The sequence below is a fragment of the Dyadobacter sp. BHUBP1 genome (assembly GCF_050587785.1).
Taxonomy (GTDB): Bacteria; Bacteroidota; Bacteroidia; order Cytophagales; family Spirosomataceae; genus Dyadobacter.
In genome coordinates, this window is the sequence record NZ_JBOBIH010000003.1 from 965,848 (window position 1) to 984,479 (window position 18,632).

Consider the following 18,632-nt stretch of genomic DNA (forward strand, 5'->3'; position numbering starts at 1 on the left):
CTGCTTCACTTTTAGCTTATATTTTAATTCGCCTCCAAGTACTCCCTCTTGATACCATACTTACATTGTAGGTTGTATCAAGATGGTCTAGGAGATCCGCTAACGACCATGACGGGTTATTACCCCAAAGTACCGAAATTGCCCCTGACGCATAAGCGGCGGCATGGGATGTACCGTAGTAGCCCGTTGACGAAAAAATACTCTCAGAAGGGCTGCGATTGCCGCCCGGAGCGACGTAGACATGTTTATGGGGAATAACGCCAGTCAAAGTTTTATAAGCATCGGTTCCGAAGTTTGAAAAATCGCTGATTTGTGAACCGGTATTTATTGAACAAATCGCTAAGACCATCTCTATCTTTGCAGGATAATTCAACTCTGCTAATCCAGCATTTCCCGCAGCGCCAATCAACAGCTTCCCTTTTGAGTAAACCTCCTGTACGACCAATTCTAGGACAAGCGATCTCGCTTGTTTGATGGCTAACCCACAATCACCACAGTCATTATCTTGGGAAATCCCTTGACTTAAACTCAAATTGATAATTTGTGAATCATCAACTAGGGTTGTGAACAAAGCTGAAAGAAGCGCCCATTCAAAAAGGTCGCCGGAAATATCCGCCACACGATAATTGTATATCTCAACTTTGGGACTTAATTCGCTGATTATCTGAGCCATTTGCGTACCATGGCCATTTTCATCATCTGGTGTTAATAGGACACCCAAGGAGTCGGTCACAAAACTTTGGTTACCTACGATATTTGCTCCAAGGAGTGCGTCGATCCCGCTATCGATCAAAGCGACAGGCGCCGGTGAAGAGCTTGCTTTGCCAGATGGATTTATGATACCCATATTGGTAGTGTGAGTTGGGGAAAACCCGTATGAGAAATGAGGGGGTGAATTTAGCGTGTATGGTGAGTTTCTGTCGATTGTTAGTGCAAAAAATCGCCAGTTATTCAGCATGTACTGACGATTAAACTGAGCAAAATTATTTTCATCCGAGAATAAGAACTTATAGTATTCCATTTGAATCCAGTTGATTTTCAAAAGCTCTTCTCCATGATCGACTTCAATCAGGTAAGATTCATAGGCAGTGTTGGAAATATCTATATCTTTTTCTGATAAACTTTGTGTCATTTGGGCCAAAATCCTTACGTATCCTTCCGGACCGGAAACATCTGGCTGGGCAAAAAAATTTACGGCAAATTCATTCTGACGCATAAACAGCACAATCAAGTGACCGGGGATGGCGGGGTTGCAAGGATAATCCATGGCTGTAGCACAAGTGTTTAATCAAAGAACAATTTTTGCTGTTACTTTAAAACTAGCAGAGCCTTCTACATCTACTACCACGATAGTACCTCCAGACTTAACGCTAATAGCGAATTCGACCTCAATTTCCTTGACTGAAGTTTGAGAATTACCTTCTGTGATGCCTTGCTTGATTGTATCGCTGACCCGTTTTATACATTTTCCAATGTCAGTTAGCAAAGATGGTTTTGTCAATTTTTCTAAGCTGACCGCTGCTTTATCCGCGGCGGACATAACCGACCCCTTTTCCGCCTTTTTTACCGGCTTGATTGAAATATTCTTGTCTTCATTGACTTGAATAAAGAATAAATCTTCATTACTTCCTACTTCTATGAATGGCTCCATCAGTTATTACATATTTTTGGTTGAATCCGAGTGATTAAATACTAGGTAGTTAGTTAACGATTAGGGGAAAGGCAATTACTGTTCCTAAACGATTCTTAACGCGCATTTCTGCGGCTTTTGATTCGTTAATTCAATTTAATGTTCGTGTTTAATAAAATTTACCCGAATAATAATTCGCAGAGCAAGAGTTGGTACCACAACGAACCTGTCTGTATAGGTTTGGTTTAGAGTTGTTTGGAAACTCCAAGAAAGGATTCTATTTTTTGCTTGAAACCGATTCGCTAAGCTCGAACACAAGGAAGTCTTACTTGGTGCCGAGCATTTCGAGAAAGCGTCTTAGATTCCGGCCTTGGTGTATGCCGGGGTTTGGGGTAGAATGTGTCATGCGGGACGATTTTTACGGGCTATATAGTCTCGCTCAAAGAGCAGGGGCATGTGCCGGACCTTTGTGATACGTACTTCTCGTTCAAGCAATTGATCGATTTTTTTTCGATCATATAGAACGGATCAGGAGTTGTGCTCTGGAGACTCGTAGATAGGCCGAGCGGATGGTTTGCATCCGTCAGGTTTGAGCAGGCGGCGGACGGAAAAGATTGAGTGTTTCTTTCCGCGGACGGTCCTGAAACCACTTTCATCGAGCTCGCGCGCGATTTCAGGAAGGGTTTTGTGCTCCCGTCGGCACTTTTCGACCAGGGCAAGAACTAACCTGTTCGATCGGTGCTTTGTCGCTTTTTCTGCTGCCGCTAAGATTCCTGTCTTTCGGTTATCGATCGTCAAATTTGCAGGGGTGCCCAGCTGAAATCCTCGCTTCTTCTTTTCGGCTAGGGCGGCTTTGGTGCGGATACTGATCAGCTCCCGTTCCCGTTGCGCCAAGCCTGCGAAAATCGCCAGCGTGAAGCTGTCAAGTTGCGGAATGTCGCACGACTTTAATCGCCCTTCGAGGGCTTTCAGGATTTGAAAGGTGTCTTGCACGTCGCGGCTAAGGCGGTCAAGCTTAGCTACAACAAGTGTATATCCATGTTGAACACACTCGGTGATAGCAGCACGCAGTTGTGGCCGGTTTCCGGTCTCCTTTCCAGAAACAGACTCGACGACTTCACGGACGATGATTGCTTGGTCAATTTTGGCGTAGTACTCGATGATAGCGCGTTGGGCTTCTATTCCAAGACCAGAGTTTTTTTGCCTTTGGGTACTTACCCTGAGATAAGCAATGTAGTGTGCCATAAGTGTTTATTGTTAAAAATTATCTGGGCGAAAATGGGTAACCTCCATAATGCGGAAAACAACGGCTGCAAACGGTGTCTTTACACCTTTCTCCCATGCAGAAATCATACTTTGATTTACTCCCAATTCCTTCGCAAGCTGTTTTTGACTTAGTTTTGCGAACTTCCGTGCATCATGGATGTAATTCTGCACCCTTTGATGGTAGATCGTCTTAGGTTTCATTTTTAGAAGATTAATAGCTGCCCGTTCTTATTCATTTTCGGCTTGGCTTCGGCAACGACATCTGTGACCGGTGCGTCGGGTCGCTCCATAGTAGGCTCCCCGCCATTGTCAGAAATTTGTTCACGCCATAACCAACTTTGATTCCTTGAAATGCTTTCCAGGTGAGGAATAGGCGGCAGACCAAACCGATGGTAGCGGTTGACCTGATAGCAAAGTCGCCAATCCTCTTGGGAAAGGGAGTCCATGCAGGTTACCTGCCCCTGGACGCCGTGAACTGCGAAGTTTATTGCAGTTATTTTTGCGCAAATTTGATCTTTATCTTCTGCGAATAAATAATTACCTGGATGCGCTGCATTGAAGCTCAGTAGCGTCCTGCCTGATCCGCAGGCTGGATCGTTGACACGCCTGCTCGTTAGTTTTTCTGCTGGCGAGTTCAGCGCGGTCATCATATCGCAAAGGTCAGGCGGAGTGAAGAATTGGCCTAGGATGCTCTTTTTGCTATTGTGTCCGAGGTACTCGTAGAGCATGCCGAGCGCGTCGAACCAAGCCTTATTCCTGTTAAATTGCTGATGGAGAATGGTTATCCATGCGGCAAACATTTGTTGAAATTTCGGGTATTCTTTGCCGTATGTTTGCCGAAGCTGCTCTGCCACAGACCGGTCGCCGGTCGTCAGAAAACAGGCAACAGCGTAATCAATGAAGTCTGAAAACACCTGTGCCGGATCGTAGCGGTATTGCCCGAACTCCCGGAGAACTCGCGCGATCGGTAGCACGTCTTTCGGCGCGTCGTCTAAGTAAGCCATGATGAGGATGGATAAATTGCTACTTGGTAGAAAGTATGGTTGCAATCGCCGTTTTGATTGTAAACCAGTTGATTCCGGTTTCTGGTTCGTGATGTTCAACCAGCGAAGTCATTACCTGATCAATACCTGTTTTTGTTATTTTGTACGGCGCAAGCCCGCATGCCTTTCTTTTCTCGGACATTTTATTTGCTTGCCAAACAATATCATCACGCTGCCAGACGGGAAGTAAGAAGCCCGCCCGTTGCAGAGTTTGCTTCGCAGCTTCGATTTCCTGTAAATTTTCCCATGCAAGCATGCTCATGCCAGCTTCGGAGTAATACAGGGAAAGCCCATGCTTGTCTTTCACAAGGACTATCGTTTGGTCCTCGTCTGACTGATAAGGATGAATATAAAACACAGCGTCAGTCACAGGCTCAATCCAGCATGTAAATGGCTGATCATCGCTGATAAATTGCTGAAATGTTATATTCGATCGGGTTGAAAAGGTGATAAATTCCGATTCTGCCGCCCTCTGCCTGGCTACTTTTACCTTATAGTTTGCCAGCAAAAGAACGTCCAACGTTTTAAGCTTTTTCATAATGTGTAGGGGGTTTGTAGGTCATCGTTGACCCAGTAAACAGAAATCTTTCTGATACGATAGTTCGTGAAAAGCCAGGCTTTCGCGCGATCGATGTCATATGTTGAATGGATCCCTTTTTGCGGGCACAACTTGATAATTGTAGCTGTTTGGCATCCCCACCAGTCGAAGGGAATACCGTTCATTGTTTCGTCCATTATATCAGCGGGTTTTATCAGAATTTGCTTTGAACGGCATACTACATACGCTTATTCTATTTACCTCCCTTTGTCCCGCATCGTCACCCAAATTCAGGGCGGTTTGATGTGCCGTTGGCTGGACAAGTGATAAATCCGTGTGACCTTTTTTGCGGTCTCTGGCTTTCGTGTGTAAGGCTGTGGGGGTGTCCCGGATCAGCTCATGCACGGCGGCTTGTTCATGCGGTTTGAGCTTAGCGTAGTCTTTCTTTTTCATGGTGGTATTCAGTAATTGCGCGCAGGCCTTCGACAGCCTGCGCGCTGTGGTGAATTAGGAAAGTAGTTGCCTTAACTGTGTTTCTTGCCGTTTGGGGAAAATCCAGCCTGCCCCGCCTTGGAGGCGAAAGTTGAAACGACCGCCTAGCGCTTTGAGCTGGTCTTTAATGGGTTTTGTATCGCCACGTACGACAATTGACCATTCACTATATGCCTCAACAGTGAATTTGTTCGCCGTTGAGGCAACTGTGTTCCCTTGACGTTTCCGGCTCGGTTGATGTTTTCCTGTGCGGAAGCCCTGATAAGGCACCGTCCTTGTCCTTGTCTCCGGTGGGAAGATGTTGACAGTTTCTATCCCTTTTTGCGCAGGTTGTATATCGGCCCCGCGGGTTACGAAGTCTCTAATATTCTTGTCCGGCTGACTTGTCACTTCTATTTCTTTAAGTTGTTCAGGCTTGATAGAATAGGCTGTAAATGGCACCTTGGCTTGCGCCTCTAAGAGTATTGCGAGGAGTTTTTCTCTGGTTTCTGGCTTCATTGGATCAAATATTTTGGTGGGCGGTTATCACGTCCGCCCACTTGTGAAAACCTTGGATTAGTTCAGGCTAAAATCATTGAATATGATTTTGCGAAGGGGTTGAAGCTTTTGCGGAGATAATGCGAGTGCCCCAGCGCTTTGTATCACATTAGCCGATGAGCCAAAAAGAAGGCTGTTAGCCCGGTCGTTCACATTACTGAATTTTTTACGTGTGATGTAACCGGTGACAGCATTGTATGCAGCCCACATGTTGAGATTTTCGCCGTCCATCGCCATCGCCTGCCCCTGTCCCTGAGTGGCGAACCTTAAAACCTCTCCCATAATATTTTGTTTCCGCGTACTAATGACCTCTTTTGTGATCTTACCTTTCTGCAATTCTTTGATTTCTTCTGGAGTACAGAACACATTACCGAAGTAGTCAAACATCTGCTCTTTGGAAATTTCGAAACTTCTCATTTTGTTGTAGTTGTCAGTGTTAGCGCTGGTATTGTTAGCGATCAGGCCTAACACCTTTGCAGCTTCCGCAAGTCTTTCAGGAGCCCTTTCCGTATGCCTGATCTTGATAGCACCTTTTGCGTGATCCAATGCGGCGGTAAGGGTATTGTTACACACTACGCGGATGTTTGTAGGGGTTGCCGTTATTGCCATGCTGCCGTCGTGGCTGTTGGCGATCAACACGTATTGATTAACAAAATCGGACGAACCGACACGTATAGAATCATTCACTTTCAGGCAGATAAAAACTTTACGACCTTCATCAATGCTACCCGCTGTTTCTATTCGTGCCCTTCCCGATTGTAAAATCTCATCTACCAAATCAAAGCATTCGACGTTTTGAAGCACTGTGTAATCTTTTCCGAGCCGGGAACCGAGGATTTTGTTAACGTCAGTCCGGCAGGTAAAAAATGAATCAGGACTAATAATTTCCTGGCCGTCAGGTAGCCAATGAATATTTGGGAGTTTAATAACGGGGAAATTTAAGCCTCCGAATTCCAACGCCTGCGCGGTGGTAAGTTCGGTTTCAAATGTCTTCCCGAGCCCGTGCCAGCCAGGAGCAGCGAATGAAACAAAAGCATTGAACCCTTTCGAGTCATCAATTAAATGTGACATAGTGGTGAAATTTAAATTGTGAATAATGCAAATGGCTAAATGTTGAACCCTAGGATTCTCAGATAGTGGTTTTGTGCCCTGATCATGTCCTCTGATAGCTTAAATACTACTTTGTTGTATTCGGCTTCGCTTTCGTAGCCGGCTCTATTCTCAATCACTGCGTTCAATTGGCTACGTTGCCGCTCGATGTACCTGTTCAGGATCGCCTTTACCTGTTCATTTGTTTTCCTCATAGTGAATGTGCATAAATGTTGATAATCAACCGGTTCTTCCTGTTGTCCTGTTTTTGTTTTCGTCCACAGGAAGGAAGCAAGCATAAAAATTTGTTAACGTATCGCCCGGAAGCTGGCGACAGGCAGAGCATGCAAAAAGGAACGGTTGAGTACTTCCCTGCGCGCAAGGGAATTTATTCGGAACGAGTAACGGAAGTTGAGGAAATAGTATCATCTAAGACATAACGCCGCTGCATACATGGGGTGCGCTTTCTGTTACTGTCGCAGGGCTTACACCTGCTTTCCTGATGAGTAATTGAACGATACGAAGATATATCTTGAAAGCGATATTTGCAAGAAAATGAATGCATATTTTTGAAAAATGAATGCATATTTTTTTAGGTTTGTCAACGCTTAGTTTGAGCTGCTAGTTTTTATGTCGCTGCATGAACTTTAAAAGGGAGATACGATCGGATCAGATTGCTAATGACTTGTTTATTAGTGAATTAGGGTTTGACTTTCGGATATTGGGAGCTCTTCCTGAAAAATCTTTGCCTATCGTGCTCACTGGCTCCGGCAGAATAGCGGATTTCGGGCACTCAAAAGCCCTTTTCATTGATGCAGCGCGGTTTTACCCGCTGACCCTTGCTTTGAGCCCTACGGCGGTCCGCTGCTTCTTTGTACTGCTCAGCCTTCTAGAAAGAAATGACAGGCCGATCATACTAACAATCAGGCATTTGAAGGCGATAATAGGCGAATCGCGCAAAATGATGAAGGCTAGTAATGCAATGCGCGAATTGCAGATAAATAAGCTGATATTCAGGCACAAGGGAGATTATAACAACTACTATGTCAATCCGTTGATTGCATGGAAAGGCGACCGCACGGCCTATTTTAATCCTGAAACCCTGCCGTTTAGCTGGAATGCCTGATTATCAATTGCAAATCCTTAAACGGTCGTTTATGGATTTGCAATCCCCACCTTGAAAGTAGTGTAGGTAGCTCACCATTAATAAATCCCTTTGCCTTTGCTAGTCCGCAAGTGCGAGTTTAATAGCTTGCTTGATTCGCGTATTCTCCCTTGCAATTGCTTCAAAACCCCTAATAGATTCCTTTCAGCCTCATTTTTCTCGAAGACGGGGGCCTTGCCAAAACACGCCACCCGCCCGTGCCCGCCGCCTGCCACCCTAGCGATTTTGTTTGTGAACTGCCTCGAAGAAATTAATTAAAAATATGCATTCATTTACTAAAAATGAATGCATATTTTTACAAAATGAATGCATATTTCAATTCGAGGAAATGTATCAACCAGACTTCGATTTAGCGCGTGATTTATGGGTGCCTGAGAAGCACTCAGGCCTAACGTCTATGTATAAACGCGGTAAGATTCTGGAAGCTCCGGTAATCATTTGGGATGCGAAGTATGAGGACAAGCCAGCTGAGTTTTTGACGTTTATCCAGCAGACCAGCGACTACATGCTGTTGAATGGCGCGGGATTGTTTGATGACGAAAATCCGAATCATCAAGATCTGTTCAACGTCGCGAAAGGAAAGATTGACCCGAAGGATTACATCGCAGCCGAATATGCCTACGGGTATAAGGGAAATACGCCGATCCGAGATAACCATTTCTTCTACCCGGCCAAGAGCCATACGCTGGGCGAGATCGTCAAACAGCCGTTCCGGTTCTCGTGTAAGAATATCAGCAATGAGTACACAACCCGTAAACTGGAAGAAAACAAAGCGGTAGCTAAAAAGCTGATCCGTACATTGTTTGCTCAGATGATGATGCAGGAAGATGGGACGAACGTTTCTTTCCTGGAAGATGCAGATCTGAACCTAAACGGGACGAAAGACGAGGTGCTGGACCGGCTCTTCGGCCAGGAGCAGCTTGAACTGCTGATGTACAAGATCATTCAGGGTATTTCCTATGAGCATAACATTTTGGGCCTTGCCAGGAAATGCTTTGACAATAAGTTTGACGTGAATGCAGAGTTTGCTTTCATCGATGTCGTAAACGGCCAGGTGATCCCCTCACATGTACATCCTTCACAGGTTAGATGGATCGCGTCCAAGCCGGTGGAAACTTTTGAAGATCCAGCGGTTACGGCATGTTCGCTGGTGAATTACCTGACTTTCACGGAGCTCATCAACAAATATGGTGATAAGCTCGATACCGGTACTGGCCCGGCTGGCCTATTGGACGCGATTGACAAACTGAAAGAAGGGGCGCACTTCTCCTATGATCCAACCAGGCCTTACTTCTCTGAATATTATCTTTCAAGCACTTGGACCTCGCAGCCTGAACGTGATGGCCTTGGCGGCGGCAGCGTATTCGGGCGGGCCGATTATATGAAGGGAATGTTCTATCCGTACCGGAAGGCGCCCTACGGCTTAGGTCATAGTCTATTGGAGCACCGGATGTTTTTCAAAGTGTTTGTACCTAAGCGGTACTTGGTTGAAATCAATGGAAAATTTACCAACGAAAAGGAATTCAAAAGATGGCAACAGGCAGACTATGACCGGAGCCTGATTGCTGATTTCAAAGAGCTCAGCAAGGAAGAAAAAGCTCCCAAAGGTGGCTATGTGGTTTCCAAGTACAAGCAGGAATTGTGGGAAGCCACAAGGCTTGGCCATGGTACGTTGATCAATGTCGGGCGGTATGAATACGCCTCTTTGAAAAAAGGCAAGGAAGCGTATGTGGGCATGCCCATCGTCGCGCAGATCAGCCGGGAGAAATCGATGGTGCTGGTGGGCGAAAATATCGCCCGCTGGACAAATATCCTCTTCAACCGCGTGGAAGACCTTTTGAACCAAGCGGGGCTCTCGACGGCGATCATGATCGATGAGAGTGTACTCGGGGCCGCACAGGCGAAAGGTATGCTCTATAACGCCAAAAAGGCCGGGCTGGTAATGTTTAACAGCTCGCGGATGGTGGGCGGCAATTCCTTTACAGCCCAACACCTGGGCATCCTGAAAATGGGGAACCATATCGAGGAGATCAACAATATGATGGCCATGATAGGCCTGCTGTCGGAGATTTACAACCGGATGGTGGGTGTCAGCGAGCAGGTGCAGGGGATTTCCCAGCCCTATGATGGCGTCCGCCAGCAGCAGCAGAATATCGCCAACCAAAGCCAGCTGAAGGTAGAGAAGTTTTACGAGCATAACCTGTTCATGAACCAGGTATTGCAGCGGACGGCGGACGTGGCCAAGTATGTCTACGCCCGGGAGGGCTACATGACGGTGACGTTGAGCACCGGCGAAAGGCAAATTCTTAAACTGATGAAAGAGCTCAGGTTTGGGGATTATGACATCTTTCTCGAATCGGGCGCGATGCTGAAAGATAAGAAGCTGATCATCGACAACGCGGTGATAAGTGTGCTGAGCAGCGGAGGTATTGAAATGCTGGAACCACTCATCGACATCCTTTACACGGAAAGCCCGGCCGAGGCGAAAGCGATCTTTCGCCAGGCGAAGGAGGTGATTATCAAGGGCCAGCAGGCCGCAAGCCAGGCGCAAATGCAGCACGCTCAGGCGGAAGCCCAAATACAGGCGCAGAAAGCGGCCAGCCCCGCCGAGGTTGCGCGTATTAACGCCCAGAAAGAATTTGCCTTGCAGGAAATGAAAAGCCGCGAGCAGCGGCAGCGTGAGGATTTCAAAGGCACGCTCACCGATATCAAAGAGAATAATGACCGCGATAAGCGCCTGGTAGATCATGACCTGGAAATGGACCTGGCTACACACCAAAGGGCGTTGAATACACCGATTGAGGAACTGATACCAGCGTGAGGTATGGACAGGGCAGCATTTTTGGCGGTATTGGCCGCCTGGACGCAGAGGATAACTGGTAGCGGCAAGCAGCGCTTTTCGCGGGTAGCCCGTAACAGGTTCAGGCTCGCAGGCTCGTGCCATGTTTTGGAAGCGAGTGAAACAGAACTTGAAAAGCTGGCACGGCTATGAGCATCCACATCGATCCCGATACGGGCAGTCCTGTTTTCATTCTCGACCAGATGATGATGGTGGATGAGCTCCGGGCGGTTTACCACCGCTACGGTATCCATGGGATTTACTACGCGGTGCTCTTCTGCTGGGCGGGTAGCCCATTTGCCTCGCTTACCGACCAGGCCGAACGGCACGAGGCTGTTTGCAGGCAGGTGTACCGCAGTGTTTACTACGATCCGATTAAGCAGGACGACGTCCGGCGTGAGCGGCTCCGCTCGCCGCGGCAATATGAGCAAGAGGATATGGTGGCTGCTTTCCGTAGGATCTCAGAGCTGGCCAGGGTGCCGGTGCTGGAAGAAAAACTGCTGTACCTAGGCATGCTCGACCGGATCAAAGTGGCGCTGTCGGTCGAGTTCAACCCGCTGGACTTTAAGAAAGCCAAAGAAGCGACCGAAGTACAGAAGAACCTGCTGGCCAATAGCAAAGCGGTGAGCGCGGCATTAAAGGAAGCGATGGAAACCGAGCGGACGATGCTTTTGAAGCATGACCCGAAAGCCTCACTGGATGATTTCATTTTAAAAGTGACCGTTTGATATGGCAAGTTTCAAATTCCCCAAGGCCAATCCGGAATCGCTCAGGGCGATGGCTTACGCCGTGCGCAACGAGCTGTCGGGCGGGATTGCGGTTGACGACAACCGGTTCTCATTGCGACAAATTGAAACCTCGCTGCGACACATGGCTGTGCGGGTGCAGAAGGAAGAAGATTACGCTAACGAGTTGCTGGGCATCATGCCCAGCCCAGCCCGCAGTCAGGTTTTTGCGTGTATCCCACTGACAGATAGCACGGATTTCGACTGCAAGTGCACCCACAGCGGCGCAAGGTTACGCAAGGCGGTGCTGCCGAAAATGTACCAATGGCGCGGCCAGTCATTTCTATCCTATGTGGGCGCAACGAGCATGGAGCTTTCGTTTATTCCGGTCCAAAGCATTTTTGAGCTCAATGCCCTGGCAGGCGAGGTAGAAAAGCCGCTGTATTTTTCCACGGGCAGCGCCTTGTACGTGCTGCTTCCCAGTAAGTATGTGCTGATTTGCCAGGTAACGGTCATCGGTATTCCCGAAGACCCCACGGCTACCTCGGGAAGTTGCTTTGACGTTTGGAGTGAGGACTGGCCGGTACCTGCCCATATCAAGGCCATCACTAAAGACCGCGTGCTCCAAAGCCTGGGTAACAATTTGCTGGCGACCGTTCCACAGCGTGACATCCGTAACAATGCCAATCACGGCAACCAATTCGTAACCACTACAACCCCATGAAAGCATTTAGCCTTGACTACCTGATCAGCGAGGTCAACCAGACCGTGCAACTCGCGAATCCTGAAAGCCTCCGGCTGGGTACCGTTTCGGGCGTGCGTTATGTGATGCGCCGGATAGGGATCGAGCTCGTTTGTGGCTATACGCAGGATGAACAGATCCTTATCATGCACGGCAAGTACCGCATCCCTGACCGGGTGATGCTTATCGAGGATATCTATGATACGGAAGGTTATTTCTCGAAAGACCATTTTGGCTACCGGGTGACATCGGGCATCGTTACCGGCAAGCGGCTTGAATACAGGGAAAGCCCGTTGGAGTTGTTGTTCCCTAATGTGAAACATGGAACTGCCTTTATGGCTTACCACCACCTGTATACAGACCAACAGGGCAATATCCTGATCCCGGAGGTTGCTTACACGGCCTGTTACCTCTACTGTTGTTACAAGCTGCTGGATTTGGTTGGCAACCCGCGCAACCCGAAATGGCAGGAAAGGGCACAGATGCTTGCCCACGCCCAAAACGCGATATTCGAAGCGCGGGGAGAGCTCAACAAAACTACGCAGCCAGTTCACCGGACGACCAGAATTCTACAATAATGGCAGCCCAGATTTTTACTAATACGTTCGTCGGAGGGATGATGCAGGACATAGATCCTCATGAGCAACCCAACTCGACTTACCGGTATGCGATCGGCGGGCGGATCAGCTATAACCGCAGCGGTGATGCCGGTAGGTCTTTGGCAGAAAATATCAAAGCAGGCGCCAGCCGCGCCTTTGCCAACAGCAAGGGCAATAGTGCCGCTTTCTCCCTTTGCCCGGGGTATCAGATAGTAGGAAGTGTGGAGACCGCTCACGGAACGGTGCTATTGAGCACAAATGGTACACACAGCGAAATCGGTTACCTGACGGTCAACGACAACATTTACAAGGAAGGCTTTGCGGTGTACACCACGCTTTTCAATGACCGCAATGACCCGAACGGGGATTTGCTTCATTTCAGCCTGGAACACTATGCACACGGGTTTACCGTGCTGGAAAACGAGTTTGCCGAAAGGGTGTACTGGGTGGATGGTTATAACCAAAAGCGGGTGATCAATCTGCCTTTGTTTTATAAACCCGACGGTACGCCGCACCATAGCGCAATCGATCCGTGCGGCGGCCAGTCCGTATATCCCAAGTACCTTTCCGTCCACGCTTTCGACGAGCGGATGGATTTAGTTTTTCCCCGGTTGAAATTCAAAAGGCGCATCGCCGGGCAGCTCAAATCGGGCACTTACCAGCTGGTGGTTAAATACAGCTCTGAGAATGGGCACAGCTCCGTATGGTCGCCGGCTACGAGAAGGGTGTTTGTTACCGATCAGAAAATGGATGGGGAGATCACGGTAGGCGCTGATATTTATCCCGACGCTTACAAGATGAACCACCATAACCGGACGATGGGTGCTTCCAATATCATGACCAGCGAGGGATTGGAGTGGGAACTGAAAGGCGTGGACACGCGCTGGGACTATATCCATGTGGGCTACATTTACCACGCCAGTAGTGTAGCGTTTCAGGAGGCGAACGAATTTGCGAAACTGGCCACGGGTTCGCAGCCCGTGATTACTGTACAGCTTGACAAACACACAGGCAACGCTATCCTCAAAGATGAGCTCGACCAGCGCTTCGAAACCGTGCTTTCGGTAGGGACGACTGCGCAACAGGAAAACCGTACCTGGGATGGAAATTTGCAATTATTGCCGGACTTGGCGATAGACTTGAGAGGTGTGAGCATCCGGCCCAAGTTGCGGTACTTCCGTGCGGACGATACGCTCGAACCGCTTTTTACGCCGGTTTTCAATCCCGTTACAGCCCGGGACGACGGCGACCCAATCACCAATACCTTTCCGGTGAGCTCGACTATCGAAATCCAGAGCTTTACGGGGCAGACGGAGCTATACGAGATCGTGGATGATTATGCCAACTACAAAGGACAGCAGTTCGAGCATTTGTTCCGTGGATATTTCAGGGGTGAGACCCAGCCGTTTGGCTTTGTGTGGATTGACCGGAAAGGCAACCCACTTTTTGTCCAGCACATCCAGGACTATACTTTCCCCAACCAGTATGAACGGATTGACCCGGATGGCAACCCGGCCGACTGGACGCTCACCCGCGCTGGCATGGATGGTAAGTATGACCTTCGGATCATGGGCGCGAGCTTCTCGGGGATCAGGCTTCCGGTGGATTTACTTTATGACCGTTTTGGGAAGTTGAACGTTTCAGGTTTTATGATTGTAAGGACAGCCCGCGTTGCCCGCATCGCCAACCAGGGACTACTGTTCAATTGCAATTTTAGCCCGAATGGGAAAACGCAGAATTTGAACGATGGCTATATCCACCCGGCTGAATTCTGGGATAACCGCTGGGCTTTGCAGGCAGCCGGCCTTCGGCCCAGCGCGCACGCTTATCAGGGAATTACAGGTTCTTATTATGAGAGGGATGTCGATCCCCAGATGCCATTTTTTAGTTTCAGTGCGGGAGGTTTTTTCAATTTTCATAGCCCTGACATTTTGATTGAGCAGGTATTGGCCGCGCCGCTGCTGGCTGGACAGTTGGAAAAAGTCGGGTTTGTACATAAGGCATATTCGGAGGCGGTGGATGTTTTCTCTTCCCACTTTTATAGCAAGGTTTACAAAACGCTTCCGTTGGATTTTGCAGATGAGACGGCGAAAATCCAAAATGAGCGCGGCCGGTTGGGTAGCAAAAGCCGAGTCAAGCTGGCGATGGTCCACGACCAGGCTGCGATCCACGTTTATGAGAAGTTTGATCCGGAGGTTTCCGATCAGTTTGATTACCGGGTGCATGTGCAGGCGTTTTTTCCCGGCCAGCAATATGCTTGGAAGGCTACCCAGCAGCCCTATTCAGTGATACTAAAACTACTGGATTGGAAATTGATCGACAGTATTGAGCACAACGGTTCGCGGGCAACCTATCCGCTTGTGAATTGGAAAGTGACGCCAAGTGGCTATTACACACCGGCCGATGAAAGCTCCCTGGAAAAAAGGCGCTACTTTTCAACGGGACATTTCCAGCCGATCACCCAGCAGGTGCTCGATTCGGCAACAAAGCACTATGGTGGGAATGGCGCGGTTACGGCCTATGAGTTCAATGACGTGGAAGTGTGGGGCGGGGACTGCTATGTGAACTTATGGGATTTCACCAGGATGTACCCCGAATACTCCAACTGCGAAAAGTCCGACAATGCTTTTCCGGATTACTCGGTATCTGTAATCAGCCCGGTCGAATCCAAGTATAATCTCGCCCTGCTTTTTGGCAGGAAGTATGCTGCTAATTGCGTGATGCCCCAGCGGACATCATGCACGGGTGAGCATGTTCACCTGTCCAACGGGATCATGCCTAAGCAGCCCGAAGACTGGTCATACAACGAGGTACTGCTGCTTGAAGAATCCTGCCAGTTTTATTTTGCCAAGCCGGCTGGCCTTAAAATTGTGGCCAGCGCCCCGAATATGTACCGGTGGTCGCCCAAGAAGTTATTAGGCGAAGCAGAAGATTCTTACCGGCAGAAGCTAACTGGCGACTATTCGTTTGTGAGCGGCGAGCTGGGACGGATACAGCGGTTTGCACAAGGGTTTGATTATCTGTACATCATCCAGGAAAAAGCATTTGGTGCAGTGCTTACGCGGCTGGAAAGGTTTGTGCCCACCGACACAGGTGAGATGGTGGTGAAAAGTGCAGATGCGGCCTCGGGTGTTCGGTATATTTCGAAGGTCAACGGGACACAGCATCCCAACTCCGTTTGGCAGTACGACAATCAGATCGGGTTCGTCGATGCGCGGATGGGGAAAATACTGGTCTTCGGCCAGGCGGGGCTTAATAAAACAAGTGAGCAAGACCATATCGACGATGCGGTTAGTGAAATGACTTTGTACTTCGACCGGACGGTAGTGCACACTTCGGCCTCGTTTGTAGACATCGTAAGCGGGCTAGACCTGGAAAACAACCAGGTGTTGACGACATTCCTGCATGAGGTCCCGCTAGAGCAACCGGGCAACCCCAATGACCGGCAGAACGAGGTGACTTCTTTCACGCTGACTTTTGATGAAAAATCAGGTGTGTTTCATGGATATGAGCACTATACGCCCAGGTATTACTTCAACAGCAGAAGGATGCTGTTGGCCGCAAATCCCCAAGCAGCTGACCAGGTGTTCTTATTCGGCCATGGGCGGCATGGACAGTGGTTTGGAGCGTTTTACCCGACTATCCTGGAATTTATCGTGAACCCGCAGCCGAATGTGGCCAAGACGTTTGATAACGGGTTTATCAACCTCGACGGAGGAAGCCATGGGCGGATCAGCCAGATTGCCCACCGGGCGGCTAGCGGTGTCCACACCATTGTACCGGTCACTGATGAGCGGGCCATTTTTCAGGAAGATTTGCTGCGTTACCCGATGCACGAGCAGGACGAGTTGATGATCAGTCAGCGGCTGCGCGGCCATTACCTGGTGGTGACGGTTACCATTGACAATGGCGCTCAATTGTTGGATGGAAAGGATTTGAAGGTGGCGGTGACAAGCTTTGACACCAAATTTCGGATTTCGCATCCGGTGCAATATTAAAAATGGACTGAAAGACGTGGTAATCACCCGTTTCAGCCTAGACGTATACTAATAATAGTTCGCAAATGTTATGCCGCTTTTCAACGATTATTTGCCGTATTCTCCGCAAGCTTACCGGCCCCGGAATTTTAATGGGAACTGGTGGAGTAATACCCAACTGGCACTGTCAGGTTCGAACCGTGACGGTAGCAGCAACGCATGGGGAAAGATCGCCAATGTTGGTTTGCCCATCGGGTTGGAGATTGTTTGGGATTATTTTACTGGCGGCACCGCCCCCGGGCTGGGCGTGGCTGCGGGTAACTTGGCCAACAAAGGGCTTAATCTATGGGGAGATAAAATCTTGACCGGAACGGACAGCCAGACCAGTTACCGCCAGGTGAGCGCAAAAGAAGAAAGGGATGACGCCCTCTTTTCGCTGCTAGGCAATTTGGTGGGCTCTATTGCAGGGAACATGGGAAGCCCAAAACAAGAACCCAACAATCTGGACAAGCTGTTGGGAAAGGATAATTATATCGATTCCACGGTTCTCCCGCAGCCCAATAGCAATAGTGACATCAAATGGCTGGATGATAAGAAACCCACCTTCGCATCTTCATTGCCTTACAATATGTACTCACAGTTTGCCAAAAAAGGTGGGATCAGCACGCCGTATGTGTACTATGCCTTCGGGGGAGGTGTAGACCGGTTTGGTCCTTATTACACAGATGGGCCGACCAGGGTTTACACCAACGACATTGCCAAAAGCCGCAGTACTTCACCCCCCGAAGCGAAGCCGATTGAGGGGCCGGTAAGCATGCCGGTAACCCGCCCCGCGCTGAACATCAAAGACCGGATCGCACTGGCTGAAGGCTCTTTCCACAAGGCTAACCCCTATGCAGAAAAGAACCATATCGGCCCGGGTCACTATGGCAAATACCAACTTGAACCCCGGCTTATTGCGCGGTTTGCACCGGGGCTGAGCATTGAGCAGTTTCTTACCAGCCCACAAGCGCAGGAAGCTGCCATGGACAAGCTCCTTGGCCAGTATGATGCAGAAATAAAAAACATCAGGCGCAGAACCGGAACGGGCTGGGACCAGGATAGTCTCCGGCTGCTTACCCACTTCCAGGGTTCCCCGTATGCGATCAGAGCCTTGAAAAACCCGGCACTACTACGAAAAGCCACCAAACATAATCCCAGTATCATGGACTATATTCAGAAAAGAAGTTTTGGCATTTATGCCAAGGGCGGGATCAGCACCCCGTACTTGTTCTTCCAAGCGGGCAGTGAGGTGCCTGCTTCCGACCAAGTACCCACCAATGCTATTTCGCCGGCTGATATCATCGCCATCCGGTCCCACTACGATTTAGAGCAGGGGGAAACGGTCTCCAACGCGAACACGGAAATGATCGTGCTAGCTGGGCTACGCGGAGAGTTGCCGGTGGCGGCCTCGAAATTTTCCGGGCTTCCAGGCGGGGGCTACCTGGCAGGGTTTATCAACCAGTTTTCTCCGGTCCAGCTCTCTGATCAGGGCAATTACAAGGTACGCGGCCAAGGCCGCGCTTATGTGCTGACCGCCGCCAGTTTCGACCGGGGAGATTTTGGACTGAACCGGTATCATAAAGGGAAACGGTTGCAGGACGGGGGGCCGTTGGGAAAAACGGTGACCAGGCGTCCGACGGCCCTGCCGATCGTTCCGTTCGTGTATTTCCAGCATGGTGGGAGCTCTAACCTTCCGAAAACACAAAGCCCGGGAGGTGGCTGGGCAAAAAAGCCGGCGTGGTCCGCTTTGAGATAGGCGGTACCAGCATTGCGGTGCGGCCTGAAAGGGAGCCCGTCAGGATTTATGAGGACGACGATGATACGGAAGACTATTACATGCTGGCTAAGGAGCCGGTGGACAAAATGGGCCTGGGCCCGATTGTCGAAAGGCTGTCTTTTGGCCAAGCGCGCTTCGGAGAAAGGATATTCGATTAGAAAAGCAACCTGT

General features: G+C 49.2%; 19 protein-coding genes. 9 read left to right on the forward strand and 10 right to left on the reverse strand.

All coding sequences use genetic code 11. From position 1 onward, the window contains the following. Nucleotides 1–16 precede the first annotated feature (16 nt). The 10 genes from ACQ4MZ_RS16365 to ACQ4MZ_RS16410 form a co-directional block, all read right to left on the reverse strand. Nucleotides 17–1,267, reverse strand: coding sequence for a S8 family peptidase (locus ACQ4MZ_RS16365; protein WP_430846288.1), 1,251 nt, complete (start codon nucleotides 1,265–1,267; stop codon nucleotides 17–19). 21 nt (nucleotides 1,268–1,288) lie between these two features. After that, the gene (locus ACQ4MZ_RS16370) at nucleotides 1,289–1,651 is read right to left on the reverse strand and encodes a CU044_2847 family protein (RefSeq protein WP_430846290.1); all 363 of its coding nucleotides are present in this window, start codon (nucleotides 1,649–1,651) and stop codon (nucleotides 1,289–1,291) included. A gap of 507 nt (nucleotides 1,652–2,158) precedes the next feature. After that, nucleotides 2,159–2,875, reverse strand: a complete 717-nt coding sequence (locus ACQ4MZ_RS16375; RefSeq protein ID WP_430846292.1) for a recombinase family protein — start codon at nucleotides 2,873–2,875, stop codon at nucleotides 2,159–2,161. Between the two features lie 12 nt (nucleotides 2,876–2,887). Beyond that, a complete protein-coding gene (locus tag ACQ4MZ_RS16380) occupies nucleotides 2,888–3,097 on the reverse strand; it encodes a helix-turn-helix domain-containing protein (RefSeq protein ID WP_430846294.1) in 210 nt (69 codons plus the stop codon). Nucleotides 3,098–3,099: 2 nt separating this feature from the next. Beyond that, nucleotides 3,100–3,900 (reverse strand): N-6 DNA methylase, encoded by an 801-nt coding sequence (locus tag ACQ4MZ_RS16385; RefSeq protein ID WP_430846296.1) that lies wholly within the window; start codon nucleotides 3,898–3,900, stop codon nucleotides 3,100–3,102. A 19-nt stretch (nucleotides 3,901–3,919) separates the two neighbouring features. Beyond that, the gene (locus ACQ4MZ_RS16390; protein ID WP_430846298.1) at nucleotides 3,920–4,477 is read right to left on the reverse strand and encodes a hypothetical protein; all 558 of its coding nucleotides are present in this window, start codon (nucleotides 4,475–4,477) and stop codon (nucleotides 3,920–3,922) included. A 201-nt stretch (nucleotides 4,478–4,678) separates the two neighbouring features. Continuing rightward, nucleotides 4,679–4,930, reverse strand: a complete 252-nt coding sequence (locus tag ACQ4MZ_RS16395) for a hypothetical protein (protein WP_430846300.1) — start codon at nucleotides 4,928–4,930, stop codon at nucleotides 4,679–4,681. A 54-nt stretch (nucleotides 4,931–4,984) separates the two neighbouring features. Beyond that, on the reverse strand, nucleotides 4,985–5,467 hold the full coding sequence (locus ACQ4MZ_RS16400) for a hypothetical protein (RefSeq protein ID WP_430846302.1): 483 nt from the start codon (nucleotides 5,465–5,467) through the stop codon (nucleotides 4,985–4,987). Between the two features lie 57 nt (nucleotides 5,468–5,524). Further along, the gene (locus ACQ4MZ_RS16405) at nucleotides 5,525–6,577 is read right to left on the reverse strand and encodes a DUF932 domain-containing protein (protein ID WP_430846304.1); all 1,053 of its coding nucleotides are present in this window, start codon (nucleotides 6,575–6,577) and stop codon (nucleotides 5,525–5,527) included. Nucleotides 6,578–6,612: 35 nt separating this feature from the next. Further along, the gene (locus ACQ4MZ_RS16410) at nucleotides 6,613–6,810 is read right to left on the reverse strand and encodes a hypothetical protein (protein ID WP_430846306.1); all 198 of its coding nucleotides are present in this window, start codon (nucleotides 6,808–6,810) and stop codon (nucleotides 6,613–6,615) included. Between the two features lie 716 nt (nucleotides 6,811–7,526). On the opposite strand from ACQ4MZ_RS16410, the gene ACQ4MZ_RS16415 reads away from it, so the two are divergent. The 9 genes from ACQ4MZ_RS16415 to ACQ4MZ_RS16455 all read left to right on the forward strand — a co-directional run bounded on the left by ACQ4MZ_RS16415 (nucleotide 7,527) and on the right by ACQ4MZ_RS16455 (nucleotide 18,619). Beyond that, entirely contained in the window at nucleotides 7,527–7,721 is a 195-nt protein-coding gene (locus ACQ4MZ_RS16415) for a hypothetical protein (RefSeq protein WP_430846308.1), read from the forward strand. A gap of 436 nt (nucleotides 7,722–8,157) precedes the next feature. Continuing rightward, on the forward strand, nucleotides 8,158–10,581 hold the full coding sequence (locus ACQ4MZ_RS16420; protein ID WP_430846310.1) for a hypothetical protein: 2,424 nt from the start codon (nucleotides 8,158–8,160) through the stop codon (nucleotides 10,579–10,581). Nucleotides 10,582–10,584: 3 nt separating this feature from the next. Then, the gene (locus ACQ4MZ_RS16425) at nucleotides 10,585–10,752 is read left to right on the forward strand and encodes a hypothetical protein (protein WP_430846312.1); all 168 of its coding nucleotides are present in this window, start codon (nucleotides 10,585–10,587) and stop codon (nucleotides 10,750–10,752) included. After that, entirely contained in the window at nucleotides 10,749–11,327 is a 579-nt protein-coding gene (locus ACQ4MZ_RS16430) for a hypothetical protein (protein WP_430846314.1), read from the forward strand. Before ACQ4MZ_RS16425 ends, ACQ4MZ_RS16430 begins: the two co-directional genes overlap by 4 nt. 1 nt (nucleotide 11,328) lies before the next feature. Continuing rightward, nucleotides 11,329–12,048 (forward strand): hypothetical protein, encoded by a 720-nt coding sequence (locus ACQ4MZ_RS16435; RefSeq protein WP_430846315.1) that lies wholly within the window; start codon nucleotides 11,329–11,331, stop codon nucleotides 12,046–12,048. Next, entirely contained in the window at nucleotides 12,045–12,644 is a 600-nt protein-coding gene (locus ACQ4MZ_RS16440) for a hypothetical protein (RefSeq protein ID WP_430846317.1), read from the forward strand. The genes ACQ4MZ_RS16435 and ACQ4MZ_RS16440 overlap by 4 nt, the downstream gene beginning before the upstream one ends. Next, on the forward strand, nucleotides 12,644–16,663 hold the full coding sequence (locus tag ACQ4MZ_RS16445; protein WP_430846319.1) for a hypothetical protein: 4,020 nt from the start codon (nucleotides 12,644–12,646) through the stop codon (nucleotides 16,661–16,663). The genes ACQ4MZ_RS16440 and ACQ4MZ_RS16445 overlap by 1 nt, the downstream gene beginning before the upstream one ends. 70 nt (nucleotides 16,664–16,733) lie before the next feature. Further along, nucleotides 16,734–18,440 (forward strand): hypothetical protein, encoded by a 1,707-nt coding sequence (locus ACQ4MZ_RS16450; protein ID WP_430846321.1) that lies wholly within the window; start codon nucleotides 16,734–16,736, stop codon nucleotides 18,438–18,440. Further along, nucleotides 18,422–18,619 (forward strand): hypothetical protein, encoded by a 198-nt coding sequence (locus tag ACQ4MZ_RS16455; RefSeq protein ID WP_430846323.1) that lies wholly within the window; start codon nucleotides 18,422–18,424, stop codon nucleotides 18,617–18,619. The genes ACQ4MZ_RS16450 and ACQ4MZ_RS16455 overlap by 19 nt, the downstream gene beginning before the upstream one ends. Nucleotides 18,620–18,632: the final 13 nt, after the last annotated feature.

Coding starts and splice junctions, on each gene's coding strand:
- ACQ4MZ_RS16365 (WP_430846288.1), bottom strand. CDS start 1,267: ATGGATTATCCTTGCAACCCCGCCATCCCCGGTCACTTGATTGTGCTG.
- ACQ4MZ_RS16370 (WP_430846290.1), bottom strand. CDS start 1,651: ATGGAGCCATTCATAGAAGTAGGAAGTAATGAAGATTTATTCTTTATT.
- ACQ4MZ_RS16375 (WP_430846292.1), bottom strand. CDS start 2,875: ATGGCACACTACATTGCTTATCTCAGGGTAAGTACCCAAAGGCAAAAA.
- ACQ4MZ_RS16380 (WP_430846294.1), bottom strand. CDS start 3,097: ATGAAACCTAAGACGATCTACCATCAAAGGGTGCAGAATTACATCCAT.
- ACQ4MZ_RS16385 (WP_430846296.1), bottom strand. CDS start 3,900: ATGGCTTACTTAGACGACGCGCCGAAAGACGTGCTACCGATCGCGCGA.
- ACQ4MZ_RS16390 (WP_430846298.1), bottom strand. CDS start 4,477: ATGAAAAAGCTTAAAACGTTGGACGTTCTTTTGCTGGCAAACTATAAG.
- ACQ4MZ_RS16395 (WP_430846300.1), bottom strand. CDS start 4,930: ATGAAAAAGAAAGACTACGCTAAGCTCAAACCGCATGAACAAGCCGCC.
- ACQ4MZ_RS16400 (WP_430846302.1), bottom strand. CDS start 5,467: ATGAAGCCAGAAACCAGAGAAAAACTCCTCGCAATACTCTTAGAGGCG.
- ACQ4MZ_RS16405 (WP_430846304.1), bottom strand. CDS start 6,577: ATGTCACATTTAATTGATGACTCGAAAGGGTTCAATGCTTTTGTTTCA.
- ACQ4MZ_RS16410 (WP_430846306.1), bottom strand. CDS start 6,810: ATGAGGAAAACAAATGAACAGGTAAAGGCGATCCTGAACAGGTACATC.
- ACQ4MZ_RS16420 (WP_430846310.1), top strand. CDS start 8,158: ATGTATAAACGCGGTAAGATTCTGGAAGCTCCGGTAATCATTTGGGAT.
- ACQ4MZ_RS16425 (WP_430846312.1), top strand. CDS start 10,585: ATGGACAGGGCAGCATTTTTGGCGGTATTGGCCGCCTGGACGCAGAGG.
- ACQ4MZ_RS16430 (WP_430846314.1), top strand. CDS start 10,749: ATGAGCATCCACATCGATCCCGATACGGGCAGTCCTGTTTTCATTCTC.
- ACQ4MZ_RS16435 (WP_430846315.1), top strand. CDS start 11,329: ATGGCAAGTTTCAAATTCCCCAAGGCCAATCCGGAATCGCTCAGGGCG.
- ACQ4MZ_RS16440 (WP_430846317.1), top strand. CDS start 12,045: ATGAAAGCATTTAGCCTTGACTACCTGATCAGCGAGGTCAACCAGACC.
- ACQ4MZ_RS16445 (WP_430846319.1), top strand. CDS start 12,644: ATGGCAGCCCAGATTTTTACTAATACGTTCGTCGGAGGGATGATGCAG.
- ACQ4MZ_RS16450 (WP_430846321.1), top strand. CDS start 16,734: ATGCCGCTTTTCAACGATTATTTGCCGTATTCTCCGCAAGCTTACCGG.